At 40.9% G+C, this 15,356-nt stretch carries 12 protein-coding genes; 5 read left to right on the top strand and 7 right to left on the bottom strand.

Translation table 11 applies throughout. From position 1 onward, the window contains the following. Nucleotides 1–420: 420 nt before the first annotated feature. Nucleotides 421–897: a restriction endonuclease gene (locus tag ACM2FC_RS02770; RefSeq protein WP_498479298.1), complete on the top strand. Its 477-nt coding sequence runs from the start codon at nucleotides 421–423 to the stop codon at nucleotides 895–897. A 106-nt stretch (nucleotides 898–1,003) separates the two neighbouring features. Here ACM2FC_RS02770 and nagB read toward each other — a convergent pair whose 3' ends face one another. Further along, nucleotides 1,004–1,804, bottom strand: a complete 801-nt coding sequence (gene nagB / locus ACM2FC_RS02775) for a glucosamine-6-phosphate deaminase (protein WP_498479299.1) — start codon at nucleotides 1,802–1,804, stop codon at nucleotides 1,004–1,006. Between the two features lie 203 nt (nucleotides 1,805–2,007). Then, nucleotides 2,008–2,355 carry a MaoP family protein gene (locus tag ACM2FC_RS02780; RefSeq protein ID WP_498479300.1) on the bottom strand — a complete coding sequence of 116 codons (348 nt, stop codon included), beginning with the start codon at nucleotides 2,353–2,355 and terminating at the stop codon, nucleotides 2,008–2,010. A 680-nt stretch (nucleotides 2,356–3,035) separates the two neighbouring features. Here ACM2FC_RS02780 and ACM2FC_RS02785 point away from each other — a divergent pair. The 3 genes from ACM2FC_RS02785 to ACM2FC_RS02795 are packed head-to-tail and all read left to right on the top strand — an operon-like array spanning nucleotide 3,036 to nucleotide 5,268. Then, nucleotides 3,036–4,409 carry a DNA-3-methyladenine glycosylase 2 family protein gene (locus tag ACM2FC_RS02785; RefSeq protein ID WP_498479301.1) on the top strand — a complete coding sequence of 458 codons (1,374 nt, stop codon included), beginning with the start codon at nucleotides 3,036–3,038 and terminating at the stop codon, nucleotides 4,407–4,409. Then, the gene (locus tag ACM2FC_RS02790) at nucleotides 4,406–4,882 is read left to right on the top strand and encodes a methylated-DNA--[protein]-cysteine S-methyltransferase (RefSeq protein WP_498479302.1); all 477 of its coding nucleotides are present in this window, start codon (nucleotides 4,406–4,408) and stop codon (nucleotides 4,880–4,882) included. The genes ACM2FC_RS02785 and ACM2FC_RS02790 overlap by 4 nt, the downstream gene beginning before the upstream one ends. A 5-nt stretch (nucleotides 4,883–4,887) precedes the next feature. Then, on the top strand, nucleotides 4,888–5,268 hold the full coding sequence (locus tag ACM2FC_RS02795; protein WP_498479303.1) for a hypothetical protein: 381 nt from the start codon (nucleotides 4,888–4,890) through the stop codon (nucleotides 5,266–5,268). A 24-nt stretch (nucleotides 5,269–5,292) separates the two neighbouring features. Here the strand turns inward: ACM2FC_RS02795 and nhaD are convergent, their stop codons facing one another. After that, nucleotides 5,293–6,732 (bottom strand): sodium:proton antiporter NhaD, encoded by a 1,440-nt coding sequence (gene nhaD / locus ACM2FC_RS02800; protein ID WP_498479304.1) that lies wholly within the window; start codon nucleotides 6,730–6,732, stop codon nucleotides 5,293–5,295. A gap of 246 nt (nucleotides 6,733–6,978) precedes the next feature. Then, nucleotides 6,979–8,277: a dicarboxylate/amino acid:cation symporter gene (locus ACM2FC_RS02805; protein ID WP_498479305.1), complete on the bottom strand. Its 1,299-nt coding sequence runs from the start codon at nucleotides 8,275–8,277 to the stop codon at nucleotides 6,979–6,981. Nucleotides 8,278–8,794: 517 nt separating this feature from the next. On the opposite strand from ACM2FC_RS02805, the gene ACM2FC_RS02810 reads away from it, so the two are divergent. Further along, nucleotides 8,795–10,213: a DASS family sodium-coupled anion symporter gene (locus ACM2FC_RS02810; RefSeq protein WP_498479306.1), complete on the top strand. Its 1,419-nt coding sequence runs from the start codon at nucleotides 8,795–8,797 to the stop codon at nucleotides 10,211–10,213. 134 nt (nucleotides 10,214–10,347) lie between these two features. Here ACM2FC_RS02810 and ACM2FC_RS02815 read toward each other — a convergent pair whose 3' ends face one another. From ACM2FC_RS02815 to ACM2FC_RS02825, 3 genes are all read right to left on the bottom strand, one after another. Next, nucleotides 10,348–11,580, bottom strand: coding sequence for a DUF819 family protein (locus tag ACM2FC_RS02815; protein ID WP_498479307.1), 1,233 nt, complete (start codon nucleotides 11,578–11,580; stop codon nucleotides 10,348–10,350). A gap of 474 nt (nucleotides 11,581–12,054) precedes the next feature. Next, on the bottom strand, nucleotides 12,055–12,861 hold the full coding sequence (locus ACM2FC_RS02820; protein ID WP_498479308.1) for an ABC transporter ATP-binding protein: 807 nt from the start codon (nucleotides 12,859–12,861) through the stop codon (nucleotides 12,055–12,057). Between the two features lie 53 nt (nucleotides 12,862–12,914). After that, on the bottom strand, nucleotides 12,915–14,651 hold the full coding sequence (locus tag ACM2FC_RS02825; protein ID WP_498479309.1) for an ABC transporter permease: 1,737 nt from the start codon (nucleotides 14,649–14,651) through the stop codon (nucleotides 12,915–12,917). Nucleotides 14,652–15,356: the final 705 nt, after the last annotated feature.

The following is a 15,356-nucleotide window of genomic DNA, read 5'->3' on the forward strand; positions in this document are numbered from 1 at the left end:
ACGTTGGAGAGCTCATTCTGTTGACAACCAACGATCAACAAGCCATAGCCTTGTCTAAACTAGAGCTTAGCCACCGAAGCTAAGCTCAACTTTTCTTAAATAGATTCGTTCGTTATTTAAGCTCACAGAGGGCTAAACTTAGAATTTTATTGACGCCCGTTCGAATATCTTTAATATTAATTTCATATAGTTACATGTGTAATTAACTTGTTACTTCATGTTTCCTATTGTTTAAATTTAATAACACTAAGATATGGGAGAGTCCAAATAATTAATTTTAATCATATCGCTTGGCTAGGATTACTGTTTCACGAGTTAGCTAGAAAAGGACTCATTTATGCTAAGTCGCTACTCTCTACAATTGGAGGCTTATTATCAGTCGTTAACCCTTGGTGGTTTGTTGCAGCATTGGCGCTCTGCTTGTTTAGTTTTTATGTGTCGTTTCTGCGCAAGAGCAGTATTCAATCTTTGCCAGAATCACACCAAAAATATATTCACCAAGCGAAAAGGGCCTTTAAAAAAGTAAAACGTTTTGCGCCTAGGCGAGCAATGTCTTATCTACGCAGAATGAGCCCGTATGCTTTCGAAGAGCTAGTGTTGCTAGCATTTGAAGAGCAAGGTTACAAAGTGCGTCGAAACCAGTCATATAGCCATGACGGAGGTATTGATGGGCAAGTTAGAATTAGAAATAGCTGGTATCTTATTCAGTCGAAGAGGTATTCAAACTATATCAATGCTAATCATGTCAAAGCTTTCGATGATCTATGTAAGCAAAATAAAACAAAAGGGTATTTTATACACACGGGTAAGACTGGCTCATTGTCTAAAAGCTACACCAATCATACCGTTATTATAAGTGGTGATAGGTTGCTCAAGCTTATTGGGGTTATGAAATAATTCGGCAAAAATGCTGCCTTTGTTTCGGTTTGAAGTCGTTTCAATAAAAAAAGGGTTAGCTTTTCAGCTAACCCCAAAATATCGAAACAATCTTTAGAGATCCCTATTAGTAGCCTTTTATGTTTTCCGCTTCTAGCTCAGTAAAATACTTCACTGTTTTAACTTTCAACTCTTGCGTTGCTGGCTCATCACACACAATCACAGATTTAGGATGTAGCTGAAGCGCTGAAACGGTCCAAAGGTGATTAACTGAGCCCTCGACGGCCGCTTCTAGTGCAAGTGCCTTGTTGTGGCCAGTCACGAGGATCATTACCTCTTTTGCATCTAATAGGGTACCGACACCAATTGTTAGCGCGTATTTCGGTACTTGATTAATATCGTTATCAAAAAAGCGAGAATTGGCGATGCGAGTATCTTCGGTCAGAGTCTTAATTCTGGTTCGAGAAGATAGCGAAGAAGCGGGTTCATTAAATGCGATATGACCATCATTGCCTACTCCGCCCATGAAAAGGTGAATCTGCCCATAGGATTTGATTTTGTCTTCGTAACGTTGGCATTCAATTTCGTTGTTATCTGCATTGCCGTCAAGAAGGTTGATATTTTTATCTTGAATATCAATGTGATTGAAGAAGTTGGTGTACATAAAAGTACGGTATGACTCAGGATGATCAGCTGGAATACCGATATACTCATCCATATTAAACGTCACTACGTGTTTAAAGCTAACTTCACCAGCTTTATGCATTTCAATTAGCGCTTTGTACGTAGCTAATGGTGTTCCACCAGTTGGAAGTCCTAGCACAAAAGGTCGGTCTTCAGATGGTTTAAAGTCGTTAATACGTTTCATTATGTGTGCAGCGGACCACTTACCTACTTGAGATGCGGTTCGTAGTGGGATCAGTCTCATTGTATGCCCCTATCCAAATCAGTTTGGCTCAAAAGATAATTTGCATTATAAATTAAGTTTGCAGTGTTAGCCATTTTTTTTGATCAGAATGTAATATTTAGTTGTAAATAGCTCGTGATATGAAAAAAAGCCACCAGTTATCTGGTGGCTTTTTTAATGATGGAAATTTAGGTGCTAAGAGTTCTCAAAAAGCCTGAAACACCCTATACGCTATGAGATAGAGAGTCGGAGGCGACTTTCTTTCGATCCATTTGTGATCCGCTCAAGGAGTGAAATTGCTTCCGATTTCTAGATAATTGAGCGTATTTAATCCATACCCGCTCTAGTTTTGATTTTGCCTTGTTAGGATGGGATAACACCTTGAGGAAGTGCTTTTCCACTGAATTTATTGGGTCGAGCTCTCCGTTTTCTAGAGCCGACATAGTGTCACCATATAGTGTTAATAGTTCTTCTTCTGCAAGAGTGAAATCTCCAGATTTAGCAAAACCCCTAGGAAATTTTACGTTATCGTAAAAACGCTTTTTCCCAAAGCGGAATTCAACTTCTGACATAGCCACCTCAGTTATTGAAAGTTGTAGATTAAGTTGGAAAATATGTTATCGACTTTTTTATTAAAGTTTGTCGATATATACGACCACTATTATGCGGATTTGTCTTGCAACTTTATGACAAATTGAACTAGCGAAATGAAAGTTGTGACAAATATTGAGTTGTCGATTGAACAAACGAGGCGGTTACATTCAAATCGTGTAACGCTGTCCATAAATTGGGTGTGGAAGTGCAAGGGTTAGTGATAAACGTGAAGTAAATAGCCACCCCTAGCAGTAGGAGTGGCGATAAACACAAAAAATCTACAAGTTCATCAAGCTCTCGATTGATTCTTCCAATGTGAGGTGCTGATAGGTTTTAATATTGTTTCCGTCGTCTACATCGAGAATAACATTACTAATATTATCCGTTTCGTGAGATTCAATAATCCCAAGTGATTGTTCGACGGTTTTGCATTTTAAAATTTTATTATTATTAAGTGTAATAGTGCATGCGTGTAGGACCATAGCCAATATCCTTTAATATTATTTTTTGATTGTTAATAAATTTTGTGACGTTGTCCTAGAAAATTTAGTAAAAACTTAGGGGGTTTGGCAAGGATTATTTTTACTTCCGAAAATGGCTAGTAGCTTTTTGGGGACAGGATACAATATAAATATCGGTGAAAATTAGAGGGTTAGTGATGGGTTTGTCAAATTATTCAACCTTAACTAAATCGCAGTGCCAAAAAGCAAGAATGTCGCGTGACTCACGATTTGATGGTGTTTTTTTTGTTGCGGTTAAAACCACGGGCATTTTTTGTCGCCCGATTTGCCCAGCAAACTTACCTAAAGAGGAAAATGTTGAATATTTCGATACGCAAGCTCAAGCGATGAGTGCTGGCTACAGGCCATGCATGCGTTGTCGTCCAGATAGTTCACCAAGTTCTTGGGCGTGGAGAGGGGTAGAAACGACTTTCGTCAGAGCGTTGAAAATGATTGAGGCTGGGGAGCTACAGCGTAACAGTGTTGAAAGTATGGCTGTACGGCTGGGTATTAGCGATCGATATTTAAGGCAGCTTTTTAAGAAATATTTAGCAATGTCTCCGAAACAATACAGTTTGTATTTGCAGCTCATGTTTGCAAAAAATCTCTTAAGCTCCAGCTCTATGTCTGTAACCGATATAGCATTTGCAAGTGGGTTTAACAGCCTTAGACGATTCAACGATGCCTTTATAAAGCAAATCAAGCTCACACCATCAGAAATACGAGCATCAAACTCTATACATCAATCTCACGACTTTGTTGACCTAACGATTCACGGGTCAATAAATTGGCAATTTTTATTAAATTTTTATCGCAAGCGGGCGATAAGAAATTTAGAGCATGTAGATGAACGTTGTTATAAGCGAAATTTTAAAATTGATGACTGTACGGGGTATTTTCAGGCATATCCTGATAAAAACAAATTGAGAGTAGAGTTTGAGATGTCTGATATATCACGCTTGAGATCTTTAATTTCTAAGCTACGCCGAATATTTGATTTAGATACAGATATTGTTCAGGTTGAAAATCACTTAAGCGCTTTGTCTGGTGACTTAGTGAAATATTCGGGGATTCGTATACCTGGCGTATGGAACAATTGGGAAGCGGGTATTCGAGCTATTCTAGGTCAGCAGGTGTCAGTCGATAATGCTATTAATCAGCTGAATGTTTTGGTGGAAAATATAAATGGTGACATTTGTGGAAAATATGGCTTCCCTTCAGAGGAAGATATTTTGAGAGCTGACCTAAGTGTTTTGAAAATGCCAAATAGTCGTAAGGAAACATTAAAACGATTTGCTGAATATTATCGCGAAAATCCTCAAGGTGAAATCGAGGATTGGCAACAAATTAAAGGAATTGGACCGTGGACTGTTAATTACGCCAAGTTAAGAGGTGAGTCTCAGCCGAATTGTTTTATGGATAGCGACTTAGTCGTTAAGAAGGCGTTACAACAGTTTCCAGAACTAAATTCTGACTCAGTGTCACCTTGGGGAAGTTACGCGACTTTTCATTGTTGGAGCCATCAGTCATGAATAATTATACCGATTTTGATAGCCCATTAGGAAAGATAACGCTGCAATTTAACGACGACGGGATTTTGGGGCTTTGGTTTGAAACTCAGACAACTCAGCCTGAGCAACTTGGTACTCGAAGTGATAGTTCGATATTAGCGCTCGAAACAAAAAAACAGCTAGATGAGTATTTTGCAGGAAAACGAGAGAAGTTTGATTTGCCTTTAGTTGCCAAAGGTACCGAGTTTCAAAACTCAGTTTGGCAAGCCCTGATAAATATTCCATACGGAAAGACAATATCATATCAGGAACTCGCAAATCAGATTGGCAATCCGAAAGCTGTTCGAGCTGTAGGCTTGGCAAACGGAAAGAACCCTATTTCGATCATTGTGCCGTGCCATAGAGTAATTGGAAAAAGTGGGAAATTAACCGGATATGCCGGTGGAGTTAGCAGAAAAGAGCGGTTGTTAAAGTTAGAAGGTGCGATGGAGTAATTTATATGGATATAGGGATGTTTTCGAAAGGTGCTACAGTAAGCTTGCTTTCCTTGTTGCTACAAGGGTGTTTACAAGATCAACTCGAACGTTTGGTTGATAGCGACACCTATAGCTTCAGCGGTATTTATCAAAGTGATGAGGAAGAGGCAAGCGTTCTAAGTTTTGAAGATGGAGTCATGAAATACATCACCCCTTACACTCAGGTGACCAAAAATTACAAGGTAGTAGAAGGGAAGGTTCACATTACTCTGCGCAACTCTTCGGTTGAAAAACGTGATGATCTAGTGATGAGTATTCACGGTACTGGAGAGTTCTTAACCTGTATCTCGTGCCCAAAATACAAGATGGCCAACCGCTGGCGTAGGGCAACACCTCAATCATAGCTAGATTGAGGTGCTAGAGTTTTGTCAGTTGAACAGGTTCGCATTCAGCAACAAATGAGCGCCGATGCTCGCAGCATACCCAATCATAATAACAGGCGCCCATTTTAAGTGGCCAAAGAAGGTGTACTTGCCATGAGCTGCCCCCATTAAAGCGACTCCAGCAGCTGAGCCAATTGAGAGTAAACTACCGCCAACCCCGGCGGCCAATGTCACAAGAAGCCAGTTGCCCATCGACATCGTTGGGTCCATGGTCAAAACTGCAAACATGACTGGAATGTTATCGACTATCGCAGATAGAATACCAACCATGATATTTGCCCAAATCGGATCCCATTGGGTATACATGACGTCAGATACCATAGCAAGGTAACCGAGTAAGTTTAGCCCCCCAACGCACATTACCACGCCATAGAAGAATAATAATGTGTCCCACTCGGCGTGCGAGACTCGGCGGAAGACATCAAAAGGAACGACTGAACCTAAGCGTTTTAGCGCCGCGTCATCACCTTCTGCAATTGCTTTATGGGCTTTCTTCGACAATGAACGTTTGAGTGTAGCGCGCAAGAAATAGCCAAAAAATTGAAGATAGGCTAATCCCATCATCATGCCAATAACGGGAGGGAAATGTAACACCGCGTGGAAAGCAACAGCAGTTGCGATTGTTAGAATAAATAAGCCGACGATTCTTTTTGCACCGCGCTTAAGCTCTACATGTTGGTGAGTCGTTTGTGGCTTAGAGCTTGGCAGGAAAAAGGACATAATAACGGCCGGTATTATGTAATTGACGACCGATGGTAGGAAAAGAGGCATAAACTCTGAAAATGAAACGTGCCCAGCTTGCCAGACCATTAGTGTGGTTATGTCACCAAAGGGGCTAAAAGCGCCACCGGCATTTGCAGCGACGACGATATTGATACAGGCGATGTTAATAAAGCGAGTATTGCCGCCACCGACTTTTAGCACCACTGCGCACATCAGTAGAGCAGTCGTTAAGTTGTCGGCGATCGGTGAGATGAAAAAGGCAAGAATTCCTGTAAGCCAGAAAAGAGATTTAAAGTCGAACCCTTTACCAACCATCCAAGCCTGAAGGGCATCGAACAGTCGCCGCTCTTCCATCGCGCTAATGTAGGTCATAGCAACGAGCAAGAAGAGTAGTAGCTCCGCATACTCCAACAAATTGTGTTCTAAGGCTAATTTGGCTAGATCGATGTGGCCTTGCTGTTGATATACGTAACCGATCATCGCCCAAATGATACCGGCTGCCAACAATACGGGTTTCGATTTACGTAGCTGTAAAAACTCTTCGAGCATAACGACTACGTAAGCTATAGCAAAAATAATGATGGCTACGATACCAATGGTAGAGCCTGTCATTGAAGGCATGTCAGATGTGCTTGTCGTGGCATAAGTAGGGGTTGCAGACAGCGCTATTACGCCAATAATTGCCCACCAACGTCGATCCATAACATTTTACTCCCTAAGATTTAGATGGCAGAAAGTGTAACGTTTATTTATCAATAGCGGCGTGAGATGTATCGAATCTGTTAAATTTAATAATCTAGTAACATTCTGATTTTATACATTATATGAGCTTAAGTGTATAGTTTGTATTAAGTATGGGATAGCAGCTAACCCGATATAGCTGTCTTACAGAAATGAAAAAACCTCGAGGTTAGGTGGCCCCGAGGTTTATAGTTTTATAAAAAGCGATTAAACGTGTGAAAGATGAACTTCTTCTTCTTTTTCACCTGCTTTTGGATCGTTAAATCTAGTTTGGTCGAACGCACCTTCCGACTTGCCGACAATAATAGTCACAACACTATCACCAGTAATGTTCACTGCGGTACGAATCATATCCAGTAGGCGGTCAACACCCATGATTAGTGCGATTCCCTCAAGTGGCAAGCCTACTTGGTTTAGAACCATGGCAAGCATAATTAGACCCACTCCAGGAACACCTGCGGTGCCTATAGAGGCAAGAGTTGCTGTCAAAATAACTGTCAGGTAATCAGTCATTGTTAGATCAACGTTGAATGCCTGAGCAATAAAGACGGTTGCTACACCTTGCATGATAGCGGTGCCATCCATATTAATGGTTGCACCTAATGGAACAGTAAATGAAGCGACTTTGTTGTCGACGCCCATTCGGTTTTTTGCAGTTTCCATAGTCACTGGAATCGTTGCGTTTGAGGAAGCGGTTGAGAACGCGAACATTACAGCATCTTCCATTTTCTTGAAAAAAGTAAATGGATTTAATCCAGTAAAACCTTTAAGTAGCAGTCCGTAAGTCACAAATCCATGAAGTAGTAGTGTTCCTGCTAGGACAGCAAAGTAAGCCGCCAAATTCAGAATGGCTTCCAAACCAAGTCCTGTAAACAGCTTAGCCATTAGGAAGAATACGCCGTATGGAGCAATATGCATCAGCAGTGCAACGAGCTTCATGATGACTTCGTTTAGATCCGCAAATACCGCAGCAATGCGTTCACCAGGTTTGCCAGCAGCGCTGATTGCGATACCAAACAAGATAGCAAACACAATGATTTGTAAAGTATTGCCTTGAGCCATCGCGTTAATTGGGTTAGTTGGGAACATATTAACGATGACTTGGCCTAAAGACGGAGCTTCAGCATGAGCAAAAGAGGTGGCTGCTGCTAAATCAGCACCTGTACCTGGTTGGAATAGCGTCCCCATAGTCAACGCCAATGTGATAGCAATGGCTGTCGTTGCTATGTAAAGCCCCAGAGTTTTGCCGCCCATTCGGCCCAACGTTGAGAGATCTTTTAACGAACTAGTTCCGCAAACAAGAGAAACGAATACAAGAGGAACTACTAACATTTTTAAGCTGGCGATGAAAATTTTTCCACCAACTTCAAATAACCCGTGAACAATATAGTTATCAACAAATCCGTTGTCAGCAAATATGGTTCGAATGACGAACCCAGTCAATATACCGGCGATCATACCTAAAATTACGCGCCCGGTTAGAGACATTGGTTTTTTGGTATTCATTATGAACACTCCTTTTTCTTATCTACTTCAGAGCCATTCTGAAGCAGTCGAAAAGGTTAACAGGGGATTGCAAAAAAATTAAAGAAAATTAAACAAACTAATGTAATGTTGTGAGCGTTATCACCACAGATTGTGATTTAAAGCCGAAAGCACTGCCTTTTTGTTTGTTTTATGAACAAAATGTGTTGTGTTTCATAATATTTTTATATGAATAGTAAAGAAAACCGTTTGAGTTGATTCACGCCTGTAATTGTTTGCCAATTAACATAAATACTACATTATCTCTGATCTCATAGTGCGTCAAAACTATCTAAAATCACGGAATTAATACTGAAGTGTCGAATATTTGATTGAGATTAATGATATGTTCATTTTTCTCAATGAATATTCAATATTTTTACACAATATACATTTATTGGTGGATAAATTTGATACAAATTTTAATAAGAATATTAAATACATTAATTCTAATAATGAGGGGTTAATGTATAGCTAGAAAATTATAGGATTATATTTTATGGACAAAATAGAAAATAAAATAGTATATATGATATTGCCTATTGTTGTGGCTATCCTCGTTGCTTTGCTTCCAACACCAGAGGGGCTCACCCCCAATGCTCAGTATTTCTTTGCGATCTTTTTAGCTGTGATTATCGGCCTGATTTTAGAGCCAGTACCTGCTGCATTAATTGGATTTACCGGAGTATCTTTATGTGCCTTTTTAGGGTTAGTCGGTGACACTGCAACAGCAAATAGAAACTGGGCTCTGAGTGGCTTTTCCAATGGCGTTATTTGGCTAATCTTCGCGGCGTTCATGTTTGCTTTAGGCTACAAGAAAAGTGGGTTGGGAAAACGAATATCTTTATTGCTTGTAAAGGTGCTTGGAAAAACTTCTCTAGGGTTAGGTTATGCAGTGGCTTTTGCGGATGGGGTGTTATCACCATTTATGCCGTCTAACACGGCGAGAAGCGCAGGTACTATTTTTCCTATAGCGATAAATATCCCGCAAATGTTCAATTCAACGCCAGAAAATGAACCAAGAAAGTTGGGAGCATATATTTCTTGGGTGGCAATAGCGACTACTTGCGTGACCAGCTCCATGTTTTTGACTGCCCTAGCGCCAAACCTGTTGGCTATCTCATTAGTTGAAAAAAGTACGGGTCTTGTTATCAGTTGGGGACAATGGTTTACGACATTAGCGGTGATAACCATTCCTTTGTTTCTTCTCATACCCTATTTAGCCTACATTATTTACCCACCGACTCAGAAAAAATCACCAGAGGCACCGGCTTGGGCTGCGAAAGAGCTAGAAAAAATGGGTAAGATATCCAGAAATGAAATTTTCATGCTATGTCTCGCTGGACTTGCGTTAGTGTTGTGGATATTCGGTAAGCAAATTGGCGTTAATAGCACCGTAGCTGCGGTTTCGGTGCTGTGTCTTCTAGTACTGACAAAGGTTATTACATGGGATGACGTCATTTCAAATAAAGGCGCTTTCAACGTTTTAATATGGTTTGCAACGTTAGTTGCGATGGCTAGCGGCTTGAAGACGGTGGGTTTTTTAGGTTGGGCGGCCGATTCAATTTCTCGTGGCTTGGTAGGTATGCAGCCATTGGTGATTGCAATTTCAATCCTAGTATTATTCTTTCTCTTCCACTATTTCTTTGCGAGCGTCACTGCCCATACTGTCGCTCTATTACCGTTATTTTTAGGTGTCGCTGCAAATCTTCTACCTACTGAAATGATCCAACACCTCGCGATTTTGTTAGTAGGTTCGCTTGGTCTTATGGGAATCATCACTCCATATGCGACTGGCCCATCTCCCATTTGGTACGGTGCGGGCTACATTTCACAGGCGATATGGTGGAGGCTCGGAGCTATATTTGGCGCAATCAATTTGTTGGCACTAGTGTTGCTGGGAGTAGTAATTCTCTAAAAGTGGATTATCTAGTTATTAGGGAGCCTCAACGTCATCTTTATGCTCCAACTGCATTTAAGAGATATAGCTCGCGAGTATGCGAGCTATAAAGTACCCAGTTAAAGCTTCAATTACAGACAGGCTTTTCGGAGCTAATTAATAAAACCTGCAGATACTTGCATCAATAGGCCACTTATATATGCGCCATAGGTTCCGAGAGCGTAGCCAAGAACAGCAAGTAGAATGCCTACTGGTGCCAGGGCTGGGTGGAAAGCGGCAGCAACGACTGGTGCAGAGGCTGCTCCGCCTACGTTAGCTTGACTACCAACGGCCATGAAAAACAGTGGGGCGCGAATAAGTTTGGCAACCACAATCATCAAAACCGCATGGATGGTTAGCCAAGTGATACCGATAAAGAAGTAGCCTAGGTTATCGAATATCGCGGTGATATCCATCTGCATACCGATGGTGGCAACAAGTACATAGATGAATGAAGAGCCAATTTTAGATGCGCCTGCATGCTCCAACTTCTTCGCTGATTTGAAGCAAGAAGCGATAAGTGCGAAAGTGGTGACTAATACGATCAGCCAAAAGAAGCCAGAGGTTAAGCTGTACTTTGATAGCTCAGGTGCTGTGCGTGAAATCCACGGTGCAATCATGTCACTAAAGAAGTGAGCTAAACCAGTTAAACCAAAGCCAATCGCGATGATTTTTATGGTATCTGTTGTTGATAGAGGGCGAGCGTTTTCTTTCTCGTATTTCGATACCGTGACTTTCAGCTCTTCTATAGCGGAAGTGTCAGCTTTGAGCCAATTATCCACTTTCTTTTGCCTACCTGCCATGATAAGTAAAATCGCCATCCAGATATTGGCACAAATAACATCGACGGTGATCATGGCTGAAAACAGCTCGTTATTTACGTTAAACACTTCCTTCATTGCAGCTTGGTTTGCACCGCCACCAATCCATGACCCTGCCACGGTTGTTAACCCACGCCAAACGTCACCTTCAACCAAGTTTGGATTAAATTGATCGATCAGCAAAATAGCGATGGGGCCGCCAATAATAATGCCGATGGTACCAGTAAAGAACATGATGAGTGCTTTAGGACCAAGTCCAATGATCTTTTTCAAGTCAGCAGAAATGATCAGTAGAACTAACGCTGCTGGCAACAAGTAGCGACTCGCGACGAAATAGAGTTTTGAGTCACCTGGGTTGATTATTCCAAAACTGTTGAGAAGTGAGGGTAGAAAGTAGCAGAGCAACAAGCCGGGGATAAAGGTGTAAAACTTTTTCCAAAAAGGGTTAGCGCTATTTTCGGTAATAAATACGCCGCCCAGAATAACGGCCAAAATGCCCATGATTACGGCATCATTTGAGATCATATTGTTGAACCTTTTCCTAAGAATATCACCACGCTTTTTATCGTCAGTGTGGCGCTATAATCCATTTAATGGCGAGACTATACAGAACTCTTATTCCGACAACAAACATTGCTAATTGAAAAGGAAATGTTAATTGACATCAGCAAGTGTATGAAGTTTATTCGAACAAGTAGCACGGCAAGTTCAACTTATTGCATTTTTTAAGATGATGATAAGGAATGGAATAATTCACCTGTTAGGTTTTTTTTGCTGAAATTCATTGTATAACGCTTTGATAATAATAGCTTAAATGGTGAAGTGATGACGAAGTTGTAAGAAAGCTTTGTGTTACCTAAATGTTTCTTTTTGGTCGGCCTGTTAAGTACTTTTTAGAGTGCTAAATTGTTACTGGCATCACGCCAAACTGGTTCTTATGGGTAACGGTGATAAAAAATACCACGCTATATGAGCGTGGTATTTTTAGCGTAAATTGGCTTAGTCGTTATGCATAAGCTGGTCAATAATATCGGCTTTCAACGCTTTAAATTCTTGGCTATCCATATTTCTTGGGCGAGCTTGATCAATGCGGATATTAGACTTGATGCGGCCTGGGTTGCTGTCCATTACAATAACTCGATCAGCCATGGCGATAGCCTCTTCCACATTGTGCGTCACGAATATCATGCTCTTAGTTTTAAGCTGGTTCGAATCCCAGAGTGTGATAATGTCATCTTTCAAACGCGTCGCGGTGAATACATCTAACGATGAAAACGGCTCATCCATGAGTAGAATTTCTGGTTCTACGACGAGTGCACGGGCGATACCAACACGTTGCTTCATACCTCCAGAAAGCGCGCTTGGGAAAGATTCTTCTTCACCCTCAAGTCCAATCATTTTGATGGCTTTATATGCTTTTTTGTATCGTAGTGCTGGTGGCATACCTTGCGCTTCTAAACCGAAAGCAACGTTATCTTTCACCGTTAGCCAAGGTAGCAGAGCAAAGCTTTGAAATACCATGGATACGTCTGCGATTGGTCCGTTCATTGGCATGCCGCAATATTGTACGTGACCCAGTGAAGGTTCAATCAAGCCAGCTATGATTCTCAATAAAGTGGATTTACCTGTACCTGAGCGACCTAAAATTGCGATAACTTCATTTTCGTGGAGCCCAAGGTTGATGTTGCTTAGCACCGTTTTTTGCTCTTTTCCTTGCTCAAAAGTATGAGTGATCTCATGTAAGTCCATCATGACAACGTTTTCGTTAGTTTTGATGTTTTTTACTTGGTTGCTGAATTTAGTCATGGTGTTATCTCCAAAATCTGTATTAAATTTTTAGTTCGTTGTTATTGGCGTTATTAAGAAATTTTGTATCTGCGTTCTGCCATCTTGTAGAGAGGGTTCCAGATGACTACGATACAAATTCCAACGAGTACCGACATGGCTACGCACCCAAGAGCTGCTTGTGGTAGCGCGTTGTCGATGGTGGCTTTGGAGATGTAATAACCAAGTCCAGATGTGTGTACAGTTGTGGTTCCCCATTGAAGCAGTTCTGCTGCAATGGCTGAGTTCCAAGCGCCGCCAGCAGCACTGATAATACCTGTCAAAATGTATGGGAATATTGCTGGTAGCATAAAGCGCATCCACCAAGTGCGTCCTTTCAACTTAAATAGGACCGCAAGTTCTCTCATTTCTTGTGGTAGTGTCGATACGCCAGCAATAACGTTAAATAGAACATACCAAGTGGTACCCAACATGATGAGTGGGATTGTCCATAGATTTAACGACATATGGGTGAAAACCAAAGCCATCGTCACGAATGGGAAGAAAATGTTTGGCGGCAGAGCAGAACCGATCTGAATGATTGGCTGGGCAATGCGCGTTGCTCGTGGGCTTAACCCAATCCATACACCAACAGGAACGCCAATCACTAAGCTCAGTAGTATAGCTGCAACAACACGTAGTGTGGTTTCTAGCATCAGTGGTGCCATACCTAAGATTTCATTTTTTGGTACATAGTTCCATAGATCGTAAATCCAATCGGCGCAAAAGTAGATGACAACGGCATAGTAAGCAATGACGCTAAGTTGCTTGAACCACTTTGGTAGATAGGGTCCTTTACGCATGCGTGGGAGGTAGCGTTTGCTGCCATTGATTCCAATTTCAGCTAACACTTTAATAGGTTGCATTAACTTAGGAAGCATTACTGTGTTGCAAAGCAGATTGTAGAACCAAGAAGTATTGTGCTGAGACGTGGTGAGCGACTCATATTTAAATTTTTCAGACCAGCGCACAAGTGGACGGAAGAAGAGTTGGTCGAATAGTAGAATGTTTAAGATTATTGCAATTACTGCCCAAACAATCATTTTCGCATCAGCGGTGTCCAAGCCAATTTGAATGAAGGTACCCACTCCATGAAGAGGCATATTTTTATCACCAAGAGGGATAATTTCTGAAGCGACAATGGCGAACCAAGCAGCTGCTTGTGAGACCATAGTGTTCCAAAGTAGTCCTGGAATTGTGTAAGGGAACTCTACGCGCCAGAATTTTTGCCATGCATTAAGCTGGAATAATTGTGCGGCTTCGTCCACTTCTTTTGGTACGATTCTCAACGTTTGATACACAACAAGCGCCATGTTCCAAGCTTGACCAGTAAACACGCCGAAAATAGCCGCCGCCTCTAGCCCCATTACGCTATTTGGGAACATGTTGATAAAAATGATGGTGGAAAACGTAATGAAACCGAGTAGTGGCACGGATTCCATAATGTTGATAAATGGTAAGATAATACGCTCAAGGTGCTTATTTTTTGCAGCAGCAACACCAGCTACTAGAGCAAAAATAAAGGAGAAGAACATACCAATCACTAAGCGCATGGTTGTGCGCAGCATGTCGTATGGCAGTTCAGATAAATAGTCTTTTGTTTCTGGCTGAAACTGATGCAAAGAGCGGTGCATATCATGCCAGCCATGTCGATATAGTACGATAAAGGCAATAAAGATAATAAAGGCTATAACATCCTTACTATTAAAAGAGAAAAGAAACGGGCTAGAAGGCTTATTATTTGGTAAAGTTTTTTGTAATGTTAAGGACATAATGAGTCCTCCATTTATTTAAAATGGATAAAGCTTAATAAATTCAAAATTTGCACGAGCATATTCCCTGGAAATAATATCCAGTGTGTAAGAATTTAATAGATGTACAATGGCCCACTTAAACTAAAGTGTGAATTATCTAAAATAGATAACAATATTACTCAATAGCTGTGGTGCTGACTACAGTAAAACTGAAGATATAAAGATTGCGACTATATACGTGAGAACACGTCAAAGATTTAGTGAGATATCGATACAGTTGAGATACCAGCAGATCAGCGGCTAGGAAAAGCTGATGGGTGGTGGTTGTAATGGAAAGTAGCGATGCATAGCGCTGTCCCCGTATGATCTTAAGACTCTCTTAAGATATGTAAAACGTTAGTTTAAAAGGAAAAATAGCTTCCAGTAAGTTTATTTGTTTCTTCGGATACAGTATTAGTTTCTACAAGGAGGTTGTAGAGGAGTATAGAGTTTGTGCATCTTGTCTCCTTAAACTTTCGCTGGGTTCATGGCAGCGAGTTGATTGTTCGCTGTTTGGATGCGGCACATAATAATCCACAGAAAATAAATGTAAACCTTTTTTATTATTTTTTATTTAAATATCGTAGTGAACTCTAGCCTACGTTTTATTAAGGTTTTATTTCATTAAATAAATGCCAATCGATTAATTGTATTGGGTAGTTTTTAATTGTAGTTTACTAACTT

The organism is Vibrio sp. A37, from assembly GCF_059777565.1.

Coding starts and splice junctions, on each gene's coding strand:
- nagB (WP_498479299.1), bottom strand. CDS start 1,804: ATGAGACTGATCCCACTACGAACCGCATCTCAAGTAGGTAAGTGGTCC.
- ACM2FC_RS02780 (WP_498479300.1), bottom strand. CDS start 2,355: ATGTCAGAAGTTGAATTCCGCTTTGGGAAAAAGCGTTTTTACGATAAC.
- ACM2FC_RS02785 (WP_498479301.1), top strand. CDS start 3,036: ATGGGTTTGTCAAATTATTCAACCTTAACTAAATCGCAGTGCCAAAAA.
- ACM2FC_RS02790 (WP_498479302.1), top strand. CDS start 4,406: ATGAATAATTATACCGATTTTGATAGCCCATTAGGAAAGATAACGCTG.
- ACM2FC_RS02795 (WP_498479303.1), top strand. CDS start 4,888: ATGGATATAGGGATGTTTTCGAAAGGTGCTACAGTAAGCTTGCTTTCC.
- nhaD (WP_498479304.1), bottom strand. CDS start 6,732: ATGGATCGACGTTGGTGGGCAATTATTGGCGTAATAGCGCTGTCTGCA.
- ACM2FC_RS02805 (WP_498479305.1), bottom strand. CDS start 8,277: ATGAATACCAAAAAACCAATGTCTCTAACCGGGCGCGTAATTTTAGGT.
- ACM2FC_RS02810 (WP_498479306.1), top strand. CDS start 8,795: ATGGACAAAATAGAAAATAAAATAGTATATATGATATTGCCTATTGTT.
- ACM2FC_RS02815 (WP_498479307.1), bottom strand. CDS start 11,580: ATGATCTCAAATGATGCCGTAATCATGGGCATTTTGGCCGTTATTCTG.
- ACM2FC_RS02820 (WP_498479308.1), bottom strand. CDS start 12,861: ATGACTAAATTCAGCAACCAAGTAAAAAACATCAAAACTAACGAAAAC.
- ACM2FC_RS02825 (WP_498479309.1), bottom strand. CDS start 14,651: ATGTCCTTAACATTACAAAAAACTTTACCAAATAATAAGCCTTCTAGC.